The following is a 17,172-nucleotide window of genomic DNA, read 5'->3' as shown; positions in this document are numbered from 1 at the left end:
CCTTTCTTATCCTTCGTATTGTTCTTCTACGACAGAAGCACAACGTGGGCAAAGTTCTGGATGTTTCTCATCTTTACCGATTTCTTCAGAAACTACCCAACAACGTTGACATTTCTCACCAACGTGAGCTTCAACTGCAACGTGCACATGGTCGTATTCTTTTCCTTCTTGTACGGACTCAGCAATGTCAGCGCCAGATACAATTAACAATTGGTCAAGGTGGCTGATTTCGTTAAGAACCGCTTTTGTTTCTTCATCCTTTGGAACAATTGTTACTTTCGCTTCCAAGGATTTCCCAATGACTTTCTCGCTTCTTGCTTCTTCAAGTGCTTTCAATACATCGTCACGGACATTCATGAAGTGATCCCATTTTGCTTTTAACTCTGTTAAGTGAGTAAGGTCTTTCACTTCTGGCATATCTGTCAGTTGAACACTCGCTTCCTCCACTGCAGGGATATGCTTATACACCTCATCCGCTGTGTGAGAAAGGATTGGAGACAATAGTTTCGTAAGTGTTGTAACAATCTCATAATACACCGTCTGAATGCTGCGACGACGCACGTTGTCAGGTGCTTCGATGTAAAGAACATCTTTCGCAAAGTCTAGGTAGAATGAGCTTAAATCAATCGTACAGAAATTGTGAATCGCATGATAAATACTCATAAATTCATAGTTGTCATAGGCTTCACGAACCGTCTTCACAAGCTCATCTAAACGTAATTTCATGTAACGATCTACTTCTTGTAAATCCTCATCCTTCACAACGTGTTGAGTAGGATCAAAGTCGTTCAAGTTTCCTAATAGGAAGCGGAACGTGTTACGAATCTTACGGTAGACTTCTGAAACTTGTTTTAGGATGTCATCTGAAATACGTACGTCTGCTTGGTAATCAACACTTGATACCCAAAGACGAAGAATATCAGCACCATACTGCTTCATAATTTTGTCTGGAAGAATGACATTCCCAAGTGACTTACTCATCTTACGTCCATTGGCATCCATTGCAAATCCGTGAGAGAGGATTGCTTTAAACGGTGCCTTACCTGTCACTGCTACAGAAGTGGACAAGGACGAATTAAACCAACCACGGTATTGGTCGGAACCCTCTAGATATAAATCAGCAGGGCGCTGTAATTCAGGGCGCTCTTGAAGGACTGCTTGGTGAGAAGAACCACTGTCGAACCATACGTCCATAATATCTTCTTCTTTCGTGAAGTGACCATTTGGACTGTGTTCTGAAGTGAAGCCTTCTGGTAGAAGGTCCTTCGCTTCTCTTTCAAACCAAATATTTGAGCCATGTTCACGGAACAAGTTCGCTACATGCTCAATTGTTTGTTCATTAATAATTGGAGTCTGGTCTTCTGCATAAAAGACTGGAATTGGTACACCCCATGCACGCTGGCGAGAAATACACCAGTCCTCACGGTCACGAACCATATTGTATAGACGCGTTTCGCCCCATTTTGGTGTCCATTCCACATTTTCAATTTCTGATAGAATCTCACTACGGAATTCTTTAATGGATGCAAACCATTGAGCTGTGGCACGGAAAATGGTCGGCTTCTTCGTTCTCCAGTCGTGTGGATAGGAGTGCGTAATAAATTGCAATTTAAGTAGAGCGCCTTTCTCTTCTAACGCTTCTGTAATGGCTTTATTTGCACTATCGTAGAATTGCCCTTCATATCCTGGTGCTTCTTCAGTGAAGTACCCTTTCTCGTCGACAGGACAAAGAATGTCAAGTCCGTATTGCATGCCGACCCAGTAGTCATCTTCCCCGTGGCCAGGTGCAGTGTGGACACAACCTGTACCGGCATCTGTTGTTACGTGCTCTCCTAGTACAACAAGTGATTCGCGCTCGTAAAGAGGGTGTTGTGTAGTCACACGCTCAAGGTCCTTCCCTGTGTGTGTAGCAATGATTTCAGGGTTTTCCCACTCTAATGCCTCACTTACATCATCGATAAGCTTCTCAGCAATGATGAAACGACCGCCATTTGCGCTCACGGTTACATAAGTCAATTCAGGGTGAACGGCAATCCCCATATTTGCAGGAATCGTCCATGGAGTTGTCGTCCAGATGATGAACGTCTCGTCTCCAGAAAGAACCCCTTTCCCGTCTTTCACATTAAACCCAACATAGATGGATGCAGAGCGTTTGTCATGATACTCAATTTCAGCCTCCGCCAATGCAGACTCAGAAGATGGAGACCAGTAGACAGGCTTCTTGCCTTTATAGATGTAGCCATTATTCGCCATTTCACCAAACACTTTAATTTGTGCAGCTTCATATTCCTTTGTAAGGGTCACGTATGGATTGTCCCAGTCACCACGAACACCTAGTTGTTTAAATTGAGTACGTTGATTCTCAACTTGCTTCCATGCATACTCAGCACACTTCTCACGGAATTCTGCAACCGTCATCTTCTTACGGTTTACCTTCTTCTTCGCTAGCGCTTGTTCAATTGGAAGGCCATGCGTATCCCAACCTGGAACATATGGAGCATTGTAGCCTGTCATAGATTTATAGCGGACGATAAAATCTTTCAGTACTTTATTTAACGCATGCCCCATGTGAAGGTCACCATTTGCATATGGAGGGCCATCATGTAGGACAAACAAAGGGCGCCCCTCTGTTCGCTTTTGCACCTGTTCGTAAATGTTCATGGATTCCCATTCTTCTTGCATTTTTGGCTCACGGTTCGGAAGGTTTCCGCGCATTGGGAATTCCGTCTTTGGCATGAGTAATGTATCTTTATAGTTCATCCTATGTTCCTCCTTTAACTAGTTTCATCGTGGTCAATAATGTGTTAAGCAATACACCTAAATAAAAAAGACCTTCTCCATCCCTAAAAAGGGACGAGAAGGTCTCGCGGTACCACCCTTGTAAATCATACATACAGGTATGCATGATTCGCTCAAGCATTCGTAACGTGAATGACGCGCCTACACCTACTGAATGGTTCAGCATAGGGTCTCAAGGGTGATCTTCGAAATAGGCTTTCCATCAGGCTTCCACCATCCCTGACTCGCTTATTGAAAGGGGCTATCTTTACTTATCCCTGTCGTAGACTTCACATATATAAACTCTGTTAAAATATTATATGTAAAAATGCGAGAGGCGTCAAGAATTACTCTTGACCAAATCAACGCTCTCTTCTTCTTCAGCCTCAACATCTTCGTCAAGCTTCACGTTGAATAAGTCATCCCAATCGTCATTTTCAATCATATCAAGCTGAGCCTCAACAAGCATTTTTAATCGAGTGCGGAACACTTTCGCTTGTTTCTTCAACTCTTCTACTTCTAATGAAATACGACGGGAACGAGAAAGCGCTTCGTTAATAATGCGGTCCGCATTCTTCTCTGCTTCTTTCACGATTAACTTAGATTCTTTCGTCGCATTGCTCTTCACTTCTTCAGCAGTTTCTTGAGCGACTAAAATGGATTTATTTAATGTCTCTTCAATATTGCTGAAATGCCCTAATCTTTCTTCTAGGTTCTGAACCTTCTCTTCAAGGTTCTTCTTGTCACGAATAATGCTTTCATAATCTTTAATAACCTGGTCAAGAAATTCATTTACCTCATCTTCGTCATACCCACGAAAACCTCGCGTGAATTCCTTATTGTGAATGTCCAATGGTGTTAAAGCCACTAGGGCCACCTCCTTAACGATGTCGTTTCATAGTCATTACTAAGTGTCTTTCGACAAAGCTTAACAAAATCCTGCTCGTTCCTGTAACTATTTCAACTTTGCGTATGAGACCCGCCATTTCTCCTTCTTCGTCTGACCATGTACTGAAGTTAGGAGACTGCGTCCTTTCCCACGGAATGAGATCAAATCGCCTTCTCTAAGCTCAAAGGAACTAGATTCAACTGTTCGATAGTTCACTTTAATTTGACCCTTCTCAATAAACTGTACAGCTTTCTGACGAGAAAGAGTATAGATTTCCTTTAGAACTACATCGAGACGAAGCGAGGATACGGTGCCATCTTTCTGAAGCCACTCTTCCTCTGAGGGCAGCAGATTGTCAATTGGCTTCTCAGCAAATTGGATTCCAGCCTTCTTTACCCCCGTTAGATTCATCTTAACATAATCAGCAATTTCAGAAGCAACTAGAATCTGAATCTTGTCCTCTGTAACGATGAGGTCGCCAAGCTTCTTACGTACAACCCCAAGACTCATAAATGCACCGAGAACATCACGGTGCTCCAACGTCACAAATTTACTTGGATAAGAAGCTTCAAGGAGCGTGACCTCGAAATCTTTCTCTTCTATTTCCTCATAGAAAGGAGCAAGAATCATTCGTTGGCGTTCTGCATGGTCAGGGCCTCCATAAGCTTTCCATACAAAGTCTTCATCCTGCCCAATGATGGATTGAAAGATCATCCGTTCACGCGGGTCAAGAAAATCGGTCAATTTTCGTGTGAACGAACGGCCGACTTCCTCTTTCCAGGATACGACGTTATCTATAAATGGTTGTTCTTCTTTTCTAAAATGTTGGTAAATTTCCATCGTCTCATCCTAACCCATAAAAAAGCAGATCATGTTGTCACATGATCTACAATAAACTAGATAGTATTTGGAACAGTGCTTGCAGACCGTATCCTGCTGCGAAGTTAAGTACTAGAATCGCAACGATTGGGGATAAATCAAGCATCCCAATCGGTGGAACAATTCGTCGAAAAGGCTCTAAGTATGGCTCACAAATTCGTCCTATAAAGCTCCCGATTGAAGATTCTCTCGCTCCAGGGAACCAGGACATGAAAATGTAAATAATCAACGCAAAGGAATAAAGCTGAAGCAATGTTCCTAAAAATCTATAAAGCGTAAACAAAAATTCATCCAAAGTGGTTACCACCTTTTCTCGTAATCATCTTCTGCTGTCAACATTTCGGTAATAGACCCTGAAACATCAATATTGTCAGGTGTACATAAGAATGTTTGAGATCCAAGTTTCTGAATGTCTCCACCAATAGCATAAACGGTTCCGCTTAAAAAGTCTACTATTCGCTTTGCTTGTGTGTGGTCCACCATCTGTAAATTAATGACCGTAGCACGACGATTGACTAGATGATCTGCAATTTCTTGAGCCTCGTTGTACGACCTTGGTTCTGTCAGCACAACCTTTGAAGACTGCTGCATCGTTTTCAAACTCACAACGTTTTGCTTTTTCTCTTGCTGGGATTCTTGCTGGTCTTGAAAGTGCTCTGGTAGATCAATTTCCGATTCATCCACATATTCGTACTCATATTCATCATCTAAGGCAAACACTTTTTTTAATTTGTTTTTAATGCTCATGTTCAGTTCACTCCTCTCTATTCTTTTTGTTCGTTGCCTACTAAGCTTGTCCCAATTCGTATATGAGTTGCTCCTTCTTCAATCGCAATCGTGTAGTCATTGCTCATCCCCATCGAAAGCTCTGTGCAAGGGGCATGAGACAACCCTAAGTCCTGAATCTCATCGCGTAATAAGCGTAACCTTCTAAAGCATGAACGGAGCTCGTCCTCATCATCGATATAGGGAGCCATTGTCATTAGGCCGATTACCTTTATCCGGTCGTACGCTTCAAGCTCATTCACGAACTCGTGGACCTCGTCTAGAGATAGTCCTTGTTTTGATTCTTCACCAGAAACATTAACTTGGATAAAGCATGGAACGACGCGCTCTGAACGCTTTTGAATTTCTTTCGCTAATGACAATCTGTCTAACGAATGAAGTACATCAACGCCATCAATGACACGCTTAACTTTCTTTGATTGGAGTGACCCAATAAAGTGCCATGTAACACCGTTTGAAAGATGTGTCTGCTTCTCTATTAGCCCTTCAGGTCGGTTCTCACCAAGGTGTGTGATTCCTGCCTCCACAGCTTGGTGAGCACGTTCAACAGACACATATTTCGTAACAGCAATCACAGTAACATCTGATGCACTTCGTCCACTCTGTTCTGATGCGGCTTCCACTTTTCTTTGTATGTCTGCTGCATTCTCTTTGATATTCATGTGATACCCCTAACCTCGTTCCTCGCTACGTAATCCAATAAACCCTAACATTCGTCCTGTTTTTCCTTGATCACGTCGATGCGAGAAGAAAAGGTGGTCGTTTTGGTACGTGCAATACTCGGATAATTCGATATTTTTCTCCAGTATTCCTGCTTTTTTTATTTGTTGTAGGTGCAGATGTTGTAACGAAAGCATATACTTACCAGAAGATGCGGAAAGGATGACGTCCTCCGTTCTCTCTTCACGAAGAATGTGCTGTATGACAGTGTCATCCACTTCGTATACGTCTCCCCCAATGGAAGGTCCAATGGCAACTTTAATGTTCTCAATAGAAGACCCTTCTTCAACCAGAGCATCAATCATCTTTGGTCCCATTCGACCAACTGTCCCTTTCCAACCCGCATGCGCAATTCCAACCCATTCCGTAACAGGGTCGTAGAAGAATAAAGGCACACAGTCTGCATAAAATGCTGTTAGAAGAACATCTTTCTCATTCGTAATGAGGCCATCCACTTCTTTAACGGCCGTATCTTGTTCTAGTGCACCTTTCCCGAGGTCCTGTCTAGTGACGCGATGTATCCTCGTGCCATGCACCTGTTCTCCCCCTACCCATGTATGTACAGGGAACTGTAATAGATCCGCAAGTATATGACGATTATCCACTATCGTTTGGTGAACATCAGGCACGTGCCAGGCTAAGTTAAACGTATCGAATGGAACTTCCCCGAGCCCACCTAGCCTAGTTGTCATCCCTGCTACGAGTTGCTCATTCCCATACGTCCACTTTGTTACCTCTAAATAAGCAGGGTGTGTGTGATGAAATCCTTCAATCATTCGTGAATCCCCCATATCTCTGTTATCGCATCTATTTTATCACATCTTTCCTCATTTTTCTTAAGATGTTCCATTTATTCTACTTTTTGTTCTGGATAAACGACCGGTTTGGTCACATTCTTTACTAATATAACGTCTTCACCGATTGTGACAATCGTTTCCCAAGGAATGACAATCTCTTCTTCTTTGCCAAACAACCCCATCATCTTCCCTTTCGCACTAACGATGAGTGCTAAAATTCTACCACGTTCAACATCGACTTCTAAATCTGACAAATGACCCAATCTTTGACCCGTCTCGACTGATATAATTTCCTTCATCTGAAGTTCAGAAATCATCATTGTTCGTGTCACCGCCCTTTTTTACCATCTTATGCACGTTTCTTTCTAAACATTAACGAGAAAAAGGAAAGAAGCCAGACCATTTACACTAGGTCTGACTCCCTTATTTAATCATACATTTGCTTATTCATTTCCTGAATGGCTGCTTTTTCAAGACGAGATACTTGCGCTTGAGAAATTCCTATCTCATCAGCAACTTCCATTTGTGTCTTCCCTTGGAAAAATCGTTTATTTAAGATTGATTTCTCCCGTTCGTTTAATCGACGCATCCCTTCTTTAAGCGCGATTTCATCTATCCAGATGGAATCTTTGTTACGGTCATCACTTAATTGATCCATGACGAAAATTGGGTCTCCCCCGTCGTTGTAAATCGGTTCAAACAACGAAACTGGGTCTTGAATCGCATCGAGAGCAAAGACGATATCAGAATGGGGAACCCCCATTTCTTCAGCAATCTCGACTGGCGTTGGTTCTCTTGAGGTCTTACTCATCAGCTTCTCTCTTACTTGTAAAGCCTTGTATGCAATATCTCTTAATGATCTTGATACACGAATCGGATTATTATCTCGAAGGTATCTTCTAATTTCACCAATAATCATAGGAACTGCATACGTTGAGAACTTAACATTCTGACCCAAGTCAAAGTTATCAATCGACTTCATTAGTCCGATACAGCCGACTTGAAAGAGGTCGTCCACATATTCACCGCGATTGTTAAAACGTTGAATGACGCTTAATACAAGACGAAGATTCCCATTCACAAGCTTCTCTCGAGCTGTAATATCTCCTTCATCTTGCATTTGCTTGAATAGTTCTCTCATTTCTTTGTTTTTAAGTACAGGTAATTTGGATGTGTCGACACCACATATTTCTACTTTATGTCGAGTCATATCTTAACCCCCCTCTAGTGGAGATGCTGTCAAAGAACAGTTTCTCCGCGAGAGGGAATTTTATGCAGACGCAAGAAAAGAGAAAGCTCACGGATGAGCTTTCTCTTTACAGACATAAGGCATTACACCATTTTATTAAATTCTTTTTTCAATCGTTTAATGATCTTCTTCTCGAGTCTTGAGATGTAGGATTGGGAGATGCCAAGCATATCAGCCACATCTTTTTGCGTCTTCTCTTCCTCTCCAATTAAACCGAATCGAAGCTCCATGATTTGTTTTTCTCGGTCATTCAGTTGCTCCAACGCTTTCTTAAGTAGGCGTTTATCGACTCTTGCTTCTAGGTCTTTCGTGATGATGTCTTCCTCTGTCCCTAATACATCAGACAACAACAGTTCATTTCCGTCCCAATCAATATTTAGGGGTTCATCAAAGGACACTTCACTCCGAATTTTATTATTTCGTCTTAGATACATGAGGATTTCATTCTCAATACATCGCGAAGCATAAGTAGCAAGCTTTATTTTCTTCTCAGGATTAAACGTATTCACTGCTTTAATTAGGCCAATTGTCCCGATAGAAATTAAGTCTTCAATATTAATCCCTGTATTCTCAAATTTCCTTGCAATATAGACAACGAGACGAAGATTCCGTTCAATCAACATTGCTCGGGCGGCTTTATCTCCTTTTGGAAGTTTCTTCAACAGCTCCTGTTCTTCTTCTTTTGTTAAAGGAGGCGGGAGAGCCTCATTTCCTCCTATATAGTAAATTTCGTCTGTCTTCCATCCAAGTTTAAATAGTAGTCGGTACCACCATAATTGAATTTTCAGTCTAAGCTTCGTCATTAACATCCTCCTTCAGTTTAGGCAGAATGAACCGCTAATGTTTTTAGCAGATGAGGGTGCAGTAAGCATTGATAACTTTGATCATTGGAAAGTTGACTAAATTGAATGCCGATTAATACTCTTTCAATCTTCAACTGTTTATCTTCTGTATGCACAAGCACATAATCAGGCTTTAATGCGAGCATAAAATCTTTCTGACCTGAAACCCCTTGATAAGGGATTAGACGAACGGCATGTTGCCATTCTTCTGGTAGTCGCTCAAACGCTAAATCTTCCTGACTCTGTTGAAGACTCTCCCATTCGTCATCGGTGAACCACTGGGATAAGAAAGGCTTATCACAGATTACAATTGGCCGTTTCGTAATGGGGTCGACAAGCTGATTGCCACTATCTACTAAGGATGTGGTTGTTCGTTCCTCTTTGTTTAGGCTAATTGTGACTTGGAGCATTTCATCGTATTTCAGCTTCTCTGTAACAAGGTTGTCCACTCGACGCTTCGTGAACCACCAGACAACCGGAAATCCTAGGAATACGAACAGCCAGCTAACCCCATCCCCGAACCCGGTCTGATACGTTAACACAACGCCACCTGACAATTGAATCTGTTGGTTAAGAAAATAATAAATTCCGAATAAGCTACCCCCAAGTGCGAAGGAGACAAAGTAGAATAGCAAAAATAACCTAGAAAACCTTCTACTATTCTTGAATCCAAAGGCGATGAGCAGAATAACAATGGAAAAGAGCACTTTCCCGATTGGATGAGTAACGATGGATTGAGGATAAAAGAGTGTGATTGGAACGAGCATGGAAGCAAAAGCTGCAGCAAGCGCTAATCGATAACTCTTGCTTGTTGACTTCGCTATGTACTGCGTCAGCATCAAGATCATCCAATCTAGAAAGAAGTTTAACAGCCAAACAGCATCCAGGTAGATGGTCACAATTTCCTCCCTCTCTCTTTGGCATTCTCTTAAGTAATGGCTCTGTTCACGTCTTACGATAACTTATAGTAGGAGGAGCATTACAGAAAGGACGATGGCCAAGAAACACGTACTTTCCCATTTCTGACCGCTTCTATCCTTGCATCAGTTCTTACTTTTTAATTCTTACTGTTAACAAAGCCTAAGCTTCAAATGACTGTCGTGATGATCCAGTTCAGTCTAAATTCAGATAGAGACATACCACCCACAAATTCTTCTTTCTACTTTAACGAAATAAATGATTCAGTTGAGGCTCTGGCAAAGATGCATGGAAACATCCTGATGGAAGTTAGTATAGCGAAGATAGAAACAGAAGTCTGTCAGATTATGTTTTGCAGATAGAACTTATTTTTGTATATCCTAACAAGTTTTGTCGCATAAAAATCATAAAAAAATGCCCCTCTGTAAAGAGGAGCACTTGTCCGTTATTATCGACGGCGATTGCGATTACGTAAGAATGTCGGAATATCGAGCGTATCTTCGTCATTCGAACGTTGTTGTTGTTGCTGCTGTTGTTGTGCCGGTGCTTCACGCTCACGTTCACGTTCACGTTGCTCACGACGAGTAGGTTCTGGACGTTTACGCTCGGCTTGTCCTTCTGATGGCTGGCTAATGCTCGGACGAGCTTTCCCTTGGTTCCCACCTTGCAGTTGACTTTCTTCAAAGCCAGTCGCAATTACGGTTACAACAATCTCATCTTTTAAGTTCTCATTAATGACGGAACCGAATATTACGTTTACTTCTTGATCTGCAGCTGAAGTAACAATGTCCGCTGCTTCCTGAACTTCATAAAGGCTCAAGTTAGCGCCACCTGTAATGTTCATCAAGACTCCATGTGCACCATCAATGGATGTTTCAAGCAATGGAGATGAGATGGCCTTTTTCGCAGCTTCTGCTGAACGACTTTCACCCGTTGCGATTCCAATTCCCATTAGCGCGGAACCTTTGTCTGCCATAATCGTCTTCACATCGGCAAAGTCAACGTTGATTAATCCTGGTACTGCGATTAGGTCAGAGATACCTTGAACACCCTGACGAAGTACGTTATCCGCTTCACGGAATGCTTCAAGCATTGGTGTATTCTTATCCACAATCTCAAGTAGGCGATCGTTAGGAATCACAATCAGTGTATCAACGTTGTTCTTAAGAGCGTCAATTCCACCGTGAGCCTGAGTTGAACGCTTACGGCCTTCAAATGTGAATGGACGAGTCACTACACCAACTGTTAATGCGCCAAGCTCTTTCGCAACTTGAGCGATAACAGGGGCAGCACCCGTACCAGTTCCTCCACCCATTCCAGCTGTAACAAAGACCATGTCAGCACCTTGTAATGCTTCTTCAATCTGTTCTTTACTTTCTTCAGCCGCTTTGCGACCTACTTCTGGGTTGGCGCCTGCTCCTAAACCGCGAGTAAGCTTCTCGCCAATTTGCATTTTAACTTCTGCTTTAGATAAGTTTAACGCTTGAGCATCTGTATTTACGGCGATAAATTCAACACCTTGAACACCGTGTTCAATCATTCGGTTAACTGCGTTGCTTCCGCCTCCGCCGCAACCGATTACTTTAATCGTTGCTAATGAATCCATGTTCGTCTCAAATTCTAACATTTTCCGTTCCTCCCAGTTTTGCAAGATTACGAGTTTCTAGACATCTATTCCTATGTCGTACAAGGGAACGCCCTTATTAATCTAAGAAATACTTTAATAGGTTCGCCATTTTTGATTCTTTTTGTTTCTTCGGTTTGCTTTCTTTCTCCGTTTGTTGCGGCTGTTGCACTTTTTTCTGTTTCTTTTGTACTGGGACCTCGTCTTGGTCTTCGATGGTCACAGCGTCAAACAGTTGTTTGCCCTGTATTTTCGCATTACGGTATGCGAACTTAAGTATGCCAACCCCTGATGTGTATTGGGGCTCACGTACTCCAATATAGTCTGGAATTGCTACTCGGACATTCGCTTGGAAGACATCATGAGCGAGTTCCAGCACGCCAGGCATATTCATCATGCCACCAGTCAGCACATAACCTCCAGGTAGCTCTTTAAATCCAAGGCGACGGATTTCTTTTTCTACGTAGGCATATATTTCTTCTAAACGTGCTTCAATCATATCAGATATTTGTAGCTGGTTAAATGCTTGTTTACGGTCACTTCCGATTATCGTGACTTCAAAACTCTCTTCTTCTTGAGCATCATCGAAGAAAGCATGTCCATGGTTAACCTTTACATCTTCTGCTTCTTCCGTAGATGTACGCATCCCAATGGATAAATCTTTCGTAATGTTATCCCCGCCTAATGGAATGACGGATGTTCCAATTAGAATACCACCTTCGAAAATGGAAACTGTGGTGCTGCCTCCACCAATGTCTACAAGCGCGACACCTAAATATTTCTCATCCTCAGATAAGGCAACAGAGCCTGTTGCGAGTGGCTGCAAGCATATGTCAAGTACTTCTAATCCGGCACGTTCGACGCATTTCAGCAAATTATGTAACATTGTTTTAGAACATGTAATGATTGTGCCTTCCATTTCAAGTCGAACGCCAATCATGCCGCGGGGGTCGGTGATTTCATCTTGTCCATCAACGATGAATTCTTGTGGAATGACGTCCACAACTTCTCGTTCTGGTGGGATGGATATCACTTGAGCTGCATCAATCACTCGCCCAATGTCTTCATTACGAATTTCACGGTCTTCGCTTTGGACAGCCACTACCCCGTGAGATTGTTGCAATTGAATGTGACTTCCATTAATCCCTACAACAACACGATTGATTTGCATTCCAACCATGCGTTCGGCCTGCTCAACTGCTGAGCGGATGGACTGAACCGTTTGGTCAATATCCACAACGGCCCCTTTCTTTATTCCTTTCGACTTAGCCGTACCAACACCGATTATATTTAAAGAATCATTCATGACCTCACCAATCATGACTTTAATTTTCGATGTACCTATGTCTAAGCTGACAAGTATTTCATTGTTGTTCAAAATCAAGGCACCTCCTGATTCATCGTCTATTTCTTCTTTAGCCTCTAGTTATGCACGCGTTCTCCTGGATCTATTGTAAGGTGGAAGAACGTAGTGATAAGCAAAATAACTTGACATGGTTAACTACTACCTCTATTCAACAATAGAAAAGCAATATCCTTTTATTTCACTTGATTTTTTTCTGCCTTCTCCATTGAAGTCGGTCAATCATATACCTACGAATTACGGCAATGTTTTGGAACAGACGGACTCCAAAAGCAAACACTGCTGCCAAATATAAATCAACTCCGATTTGAACTCCTAAAAAGGCTAGCAATGCTGCTAAGCCCACATTAAAGATAAAACCAGTCACAAAGACCTGATCATCGAACTTCTTCTCTAAGTGGGCGCGTATACCTCCAAGAAGTGTATCGAAAGCCGCCAAGACAGCAATAGATAGATAGTTGGTGTAGGCATCAGGCACACGAATGTCGGATAAAAACCCGAGCGACAAGCCCACCAATAAGAAAAGTATGGGTAACCACATGCTAAGACTCACCTGTTTCTTTCGTTTGTACCTCGTTTAAGTACTTTAAAGTTGATAGTTGCTCATAAGCCGGCAATTTCACATCGCTTTTCAATGACAGTTGTATTAACAGATTGTCTATGGCAAACTCATCGATTGCCGGGCTGACTTCCATATAGTTTAACAACCGCTCAGGGTCCTCAGAAAGTACTTTAACTGTGAGAGGTAAACTAGAAAGCTGACGATTGTTTACATACGTATACCCATTTACATTGCGGATTGGAGAAAGACTTGTAATGCGCTCCTCCCCTATCGCAATATCGGTTGCACCATAACGGTTCAACTCATTAATGAGTCGTTGCAATAAATCCGGTGACACATTGGGCGTTTGGTCGCTCTCTTCGATGATTTGTGTCCACGGTTCAACCGTAAGTGTCAACCCCTCCCCTACCCTTTCTTCTAAGCCAGCTTGTTGCTTAAGCTGTTCAATGGAGTCTTTCAACGTTTCAACTTTTTCGGTTTCATTCTGAGTTTCATACTGTGCTAGTAAGGAATCGAGTTCTGAGAGTTTCTCATACAGCTCTTGCTGTGTTCTCTGCTCATCTTGTAGCGCTGTACGAATTTCCCAAAGGTCTCTCGTATCCCGAGTGTCTGGCTGCTGTGTTGACTGGAACTGAATCGCAACCATAAAACCAAAAATGGCTAATACAATACTTAACGGCAACCGATTACGTGACATCTAAGTTCATCCTTCATTCGATACTTTTGCATTCATGGCCACGTTGCCCTTTACTTGAACGGATACTTCGACGTGATCTTCAACTAGTTGGTCGACGACCCCATTTTGTAAGTTTAAGCTTGGTTCAATTACATCAGGGTCGCCAATGGCAGTAATAACAAATGGAGCTGGATGCTGTACCCCATCCACCGTAATGACTGGACCTGTGCAAGCAATATAACTATTTCGGTAAATACGCTGTCCATTAATGGCAATTGCTTCAGCACCTGAGGCAAGCATTTCATTGATGACTTTATGTACGTGGCTGTCATGGACAATGTATTGATTGGCATTTTCTTCTGATGGGATATAAGCTGCATCTCGAAGCTCTACCTCAACACCTTGTCCTTCAACAGCAACTTCACCAGTTAGCTTTTGTAGCTTCTGTTTCTCATCAATGTAATCTTGTACAAGTGTTGCTTGGTCACCAATATTTTCTTCTTTCCCTTGTATCGCTTCTTGCTTAGCAGCGACTTCTTCGCGCAACTCTTTGTTCTTCTCTTCAACTTCAATTAATTGTTTGCGGTAGTAGTAATCTTGTTCTAGTTGTCCATCAGTAAGTTGAACAACTTGTGGATTCGCTTTCGTTTGTTGGTAACTAAAGGTTACAAGAAAGCCAGAAACCAGTAGAACAAAGGAGAAAATGACGTGTTTGCCGTTCATTCTCAACCTATTCTTCCTCCTCTACTTCCTTGGTCTCTCCATTTTCATAGGACTCAAAGTAGGCTCCAACATCAATATGGATAATTCCTCGGTCCTGTTCATCTAATTGTGCGACGATGGAAGGATAGGAACGCATTTTATTTGAGAAATTTCGAATGGATGCATCCACTTCATACCCATCACTCATATAAAGATGAATCTTATATGGGTTAGATTCGGTTGGGGTCCAACGTATTTCTGAAATTTTGTTCGCAATACTTGCAGGTAATTGAACAAGCTCTTTCGTGAGCTCTTCTAAATACGTTCGTTTGTCCCAGCCAATAAGTAGGGGTGCATCCCCGTTTGGTATAGACATTTCTTGATCCGAAAGTTCTTGCCCAGTTTCGAGTATAGGATAATACGCATCTTCTGTCTTCACGTACCCAACCCGATTGTACTCGTCTACAGTCAAGATGACTTTGTTCGGCAACCGCTTGTCTACTTGAACAGATTTCACTTCAGGATGATTGGAGACCGATGCAACGATGGCACTCTTGTCAATGTTCCAAAAGTTATCATCCTTTGAAATTCCGCTCTTTTGTTGAATCGTTTCAGTTTCGATGTTTGAATTTCCTTTGACAATCACTTGTTTGACATGACTCAGAGGTGATTGCAAATAAAGAATTAACGCAATCATAATGAAAAAGATAGAAAGATAGATAATCAATCGACGATTTGCCTTCTTCTTTCTAGCTTCCTTCAGCTTAGGGATGCGCTCTTCAATGGAAACAATCTTTTTTTCGGCCATGGATCACAAACTCCTACCTGGCGTATGATTTGCATAGGAAAACGGCATTCAATCAATGCCGTCCTACACAAACCTAGTATACCATATTCGAACTTGCTTGACGTGGTCATTTATGGTGGAATTCGTAAGTTCCACATAATTTTACATACCTGCCACATTACACGTTTTAATGAATATCAGAGGTAGATGTAAGCTAGTTGTTACAACACGATTCAAAGAGGTAACGATGGTCAGTTACCCACTTAAATCATGCATCAAACCTAATCCGTTTAATTTCCATGAAATGCTACAGTTCAACCGAAAAGATTGTATACGCTCCTGTATGCTACCTAGTTTACCATGGAATTTCTACAATGGGATACTATGTTTACAAAATGTTTAATACCAACAAAAAAACCCGTCCAAAGACGGGTAGAAAGAATATCATAATTTTGCATATCGACTGATATTCAATAGAATCCCTACCGAACAGAGCATAAGTGTGAGAGAGGAGCCCCCATAACTTAAGAAGGGTAAGGTGATTCCAGTTACTGGCATCAACCCAATGACGACACTGATGTTAATCATGACTTGAATGGTAATCATGCCAACAATGCCAAGTGCTAATAAGCTTGCATACATATCAGGGGCTGCTAACGCTACACGAATTCCTCTCCACAAGAGCAAGAAGAAGAGAAGTAATACGAACGTCCCCCCTATGAATCCTAATTCTTCTGCGAGAATAGCAAAGATAAAGTCCGTTTGCGGTTCTGGTAAGTAGAAGAATTTCTGCAAGCTTTGTCCAAGTCCAAGCCCCATCAATCCACCTGGACCAATCGCATAGAGAGATTGAATGATTTGAAACCCTGCTCCAAGAGGGTCTTCCCATGGGTTTAAGAACGCTGTAATACGTTTAATCCGATAAGGTGCCGATGCAATTAACGCAATAAATCCAACAAGCCCGAGTGCTCCTAATCCTACGAAATGCGCAATACGAGCTCCAGATACGAAAATCATCAGCATACAGGTTCCCACTAACACAACGCCTGTCCCTAAGTCTGGCTGAAGCATAATGATTGCGAACGCTAGAAATACGAGCGATAACGAGGGCAGGAACCCTTTACGAAATGAAGTAATAACCCGTTGCTTCTCACTTAAATACTTCGCTAAGAAAATGATTAGCCCGAGTTTCATAAATTCTGAAGGCTGAATACTAAATGCACCGACTCCAATCCAACTTCTAGCTCCGCCCCTCACCATTCCGACACCAGGAATAAGTACCCCGATAAGCATAATAAAACAGACAACTAACAAGATCTTTGATACGTTTCTCCACGTAAGGTAGTGAACATTCATAAAGAAGAACATGGCCATAATCCCAACTGTCGCAAATAGCAGCTGACGTTTAGCGAAATAAAAGGAATCATCGAATTTATAATCTGCCCAAATCGCCGACGCACTGTACACCATGATGACGCCAACGAGCAATAAACTCAGGATGACGATGAGCATGATTAGGTCGGGCGCCTCTTTAGGATTTCGCTTACTTCTTGTCCAAAACATAAAAAAAACCCCCCTCGAGCCTGTTCAAAGCGGGGGG

General features: G+C 42.1%; 18 protein-coding genes and 1 other annotated feature. All 18 genes read right to left on the bottom strand.

Annotation, left to right across the window (positions count from 1 at the left end; all coding sequences use genetic code 11):
- Nucleotides 1-6: 6 nt before the first annotated feature.
- Complete coding sequence (gene ileS / locus H513_RS0104775; protein WP_026799700.1) at nucleotides 7-2,760, bottom strand: isoleucine--tRNA ligase; 2,754 nt, start codon at nucleotides 2,758-2,760, stop codon at nucleotides 7-9.
- 86 nt (nucleotides 2,761-2,846) lie between these two features.
- Nucleotides 2,847-3,072: a binding site (T-box leader), on the bottom strand.
- A 46-nt stretch (nucleotides 3,073-3,118) separates the two neighbouring features.
- Nucleotides 3,119-3,646 (bottom strand): DivIVA domain-containing protein, encoded by a 528-nt coding sequence (locus H513_RS0104770; RefSeq protein ID WP_026799699.1) that lies wholly within the window; start codon nucleotides 3,644-3,646, stop codon nucleotides 3,119-3,121.
- Between the two features lie 87 nt (nucleotides 3,647-3,733).
- Nucleotides 3,734-4,507, bottom strand: a complete 774-nt coding sequence (locus H513_RS0104765; protein ID WP_026799698.1) for a YlmH family RNA-binding protein — start codon at nucleotides 4,505-4,507, stop codon at nucleotides 3,734-3,736.
- A gap of 46 nt (nucleotides 4,508-4,553) precedes the next feature.
- Complete coding sequence (locus H513_RS0104760; RefSeq protein WP_026799697.1) at nucleotides 4,554-4,829, bottom strand: YggT family protein; 276 nt, start codon at nucleotides 4,827-4,829, stop codon at nucleotides 4,554-4,556.
- A 17-nt stretch (nucleotides 4,830-4,846) separates the two neighbouring features.
- Nucleotides 4,847-5,293 (bottom strand): cell division protein SepF, encoded by a 447-nt coding sequence (locus H513_RS0104755; RefSeq protein WP_026799696.1) that lies wholly within the window; start codon nucleotides 5,291-5,293, stop codon nucleotides 4,847-4,849.
- 17 nt (nucleotides 5,294-5,310) lie between these two features.
- Nucleotides 5,311-5,994, bottom strand: a complete 684-nt coding sequence (locus H513_RS0104750; RefSeq protein ID WP_026799695.1) for a YggS family pyridoxal phosphate-dependent enzyme — start codon at nucleotides 5,992-5,994, stop codon at nucleotides 5,311-5,313.
- Between the two features lie 9 nt (nucleotides 5,995-6,003).
- Complete coding sequence (gene pgeF, locus H513_RS0104745; RefSeq protein WP_026799694.1) at nucleotides 6,004-6,828, bottom strand: peptidoglycan editing factor PgeF; 825 nt, start codon at nucleotides 6,826-6,828, stop codon at nucleotides 6,004-6,006.
- 74 nt (nucleotides 6,829-6,902) lie between these two features.
- Nucleotides 6,903-7,181: a YlmC/YmxH family sporulation protein gene (locus H513_RS0104740; protein ID WP_338048988.1), complete on the bottom strand. Its 279-nt coding sequence runs from the start codon at nucleotides 7,179-7,181 to the stop codon at nucleotides 6,903-6,905.
- A gap of 95 nt (nucleotides 7,182-7,276) precedes the next feature.
- Nucleotides 7,277-8,059: an RNA polymerase sporulation sigma factor SigG gene (gene sigG, locus H513_RS0104735; RefSeq protein ID WP_026799692.1), complete on the bottom strand. Its 783-nt coding sequence runs from the start codon at nucleotides 8,057-8,059 to the stop codon at nucleotides 7,277-7,279.
- 122 nt (nucleotides 8,060-8,181) lie between these two features.
- Nucleotides 8,182-8,901 (bottom strand): RNA polymerase sporulation sigma factor SigE, encoded by a 720-nt coding sequence (sigE, locus tag H513_RS0104730; protein ID WP_026799691.1) that lies wholly within the window; start codon nucleotides 8,899-8,901, stop codon nucleotides 8,182-8,184.
- Between the two features lie 17 nt (nucleotides 8,902-8,918).
- A complete protein-coding gene (gene spoIIGA, locus H513_RS0104725; RefSeq protein WP_026799690.1) occupies nucleotides 8,919-9,839 on the bottom strand; it encodes a sigma-E processing peptidase SpoIIGA in 921 nt (306 codons plus the stop codon).
- A 467-nt stretch (nucleotides 9,840-10,306) separates the two neighbouring features.
- Nucleotides 10,307-11,485: a cell division protein FtsZ gene (ftsZ, locus tag H513_RS0104720; protein ID WP_026799689.1), complete on the bottom strand. Its 1,179-nt coding sequence runs from the start codon at nucleotides 11,483-11,485 to the stop codon at nucleotides 10,307-10,309.
- Nucleotides 11,486-11,561: 76 nt separating this feature from the next.
- Nucleotides 11,562-12,860: a cell division protein FtsA gene (ftsA, locus tag H513_RS0104715; protein WP_026799688.1), complete on the bottom strand. Its 1,299-nt coding sequence runs from the start codon at nucleotides 12,858-12,860 to the stop codon at nucleotides 11,562-11,564.
- Between the two features lie 166 nt (nucleotides 12,861-13,026).
- Nucleotides 13,027-13,386 (bottom strand): small basic family protein, encoded by a 360-nt coding sequence (locus tag H513_RS0104710; RefSeq protein WP_026799687.1) that lies wholly within the window; start codon nucleotides 13,384-13,386, stop codon nucleotides 13,027-13,029.
- Between the two features lies 1 nt (nucleotide 13,387).
- Nucleotides 13,388-14,104 carry a DUF881 domain-containing protein gene (locus H513_RS0104705; protein ID WP_026799686.1) on the bottom strand — a complete coding sequence of 239 codons (717 nt, stop codon included), beginning with the start codon at nucleotides 14,102-14,104 and terminating at the stop codon, nucleotides 13,388-13,390.
- A 6-nt stretch (nucleotides 14,105-14,110) separates the two neighbouring features.
- Complete coding sequence (locus H513_RS0104700; RefSeq protein WP_036769367.1) at nucleotides 14,111-14,806, bottom strand: DUF881 domain-containing protein; 696 nt, start codon at nucleotides 14,804-14,806, stop codon at nucleotides 14,111-14,113.
- 7 nt (nucleotides 14,807-14,813) lie between these two features.
- Nucleotides 14,814-15,593 (bottom strand): cell division protein FtsQ/DivIB, encoded by a 780-nt coding sequence (locus H513_RS0104695; protein WP_026799684.1) that lies wholly within the window; start codon nucleotides 15,591-15,593, stop codon nucleotides 14,814-14,816.
- A gap of 423 nt (nucleotides 15,594-16,016) precedes the next feature.
- The gene (spoVE, locus tag H513_RS0104690) at nucleotides 16,017-17,135 is read right to left on the bottom strand and encodes a stage V sporulation protein E (protein ID WP_026799683.1); all 1,119 of its coding nucleotides are present in this window, start codon (nucleotides 17,133-17,135) and stop codon (nucleotides 16,017-16,019) included.
- Nucleotides 17,136-17,172: the final 37 nt, after the last annotated feature.

The sequence above is a fragment of the Pontibacillus halophilus JSM 076056 = DSM 19796 genome (assembly GCF_000425205.1).
Classification (GTDB): domain Bacteria; phylum Bacillota; class Bacilli; order Bacillales; family BH030062; genus Pontibacillus_A; species Pontibacillus_A halophilus.
The sequence above is the reverse complement of the archived record's forward strand: the minus strand, read 5'-3'. Positions and strand labels throughout refer to the sequence as shown.

Bases quoted from the DNA above. Each gene is read 5' to 3' on its own strand.
- H513_RS0104765 (WP_026799698.1), bottom strand. From the start codon at position 4,507: ATGGAAATTTACCAACATTTTAGAAAAGAAGAACAACCATTTATAGAT.
- H513_RS0104695 (WP_026799684.1), bottom strand. From the start codon at position 15,593: ATGGCCGAAAAAAAGATTGTTTCCATTGAAGAGCGCATCCCTAAGCTG.
- ftsZ (WP_026799689.1), bottom strand. From the start codon at position 11,485: ATGTTAGAATTTGAGACGAACATGGATTCATTAGCAACGATTAAAGTA.
- H513_RS0104750 (WP_026799695.1), bottom strand. From the start codon at position 5,994: ATGAATATCAAAGAGAATGCAGCAGACATACAAAGAAAAGTGGAAGCC.
- H513_RS0104700 (WP_036769367.1), bottom strand. From the start codon at position 14,806: ATGAACGGCAAACACGTCATTTTCTCCTTTGTTCTACTGGTTTCTGGC.
- sigE (WP_026799691.1), bottom strand. From the start codon at position 8,901: ATGACGAAGCTTAGACTGAAAATTCAATTATGGTGGTACCGACTACTA.
- sigG (WP_026799692.1), bottom strand. From the start codon at position 8,059: ATGACTCGACATAAAGTAGAAATATGTGGTGTCGACACATCCAAATTA.
- ileS (WP_026799700.1), bottom strand. From the start codon at position 2,760: ATGAACTATAAAGATACATTACTCATGCCAAAGACGGAATTCCCAATG.
- H513_RS0104755 (WP_026799696.1), bottom strand. From the start codon at position 5,293: ATGAGCATTAAAAACAAATTAAAAAAAGTGTTTGCCTTAGATGATGAA.
- H513_RS0104710 (WP_026799687.1), bottom strand. From the start codon at position 13,386: ATGTGGTTACCCATACTTTTCTTATTGGTGGGCTTGTCGCTCGGGTTT.
- pgeF (WP_026799694.1), bottom strand. From the start codon at position 6,828: ATGATTGAAGGATTTCATCACACACACCCTGCTTATTTAGAGGTAACA.
- H513_RS0104705 (WP_026799686.1), bottom strand. From the start codon at position 14,104: ATGTCACGTAATCGGTTGCCGTTAAGTATTGTATTAGCCATTTTTGGT.
- spoVE (WP_026799683.1), bottom strand. From the start codon at position 17,135: ATGTTTTGGACAAGAAGTAAGCGAAATCCTAAAGAGGCGCCCGACCTA.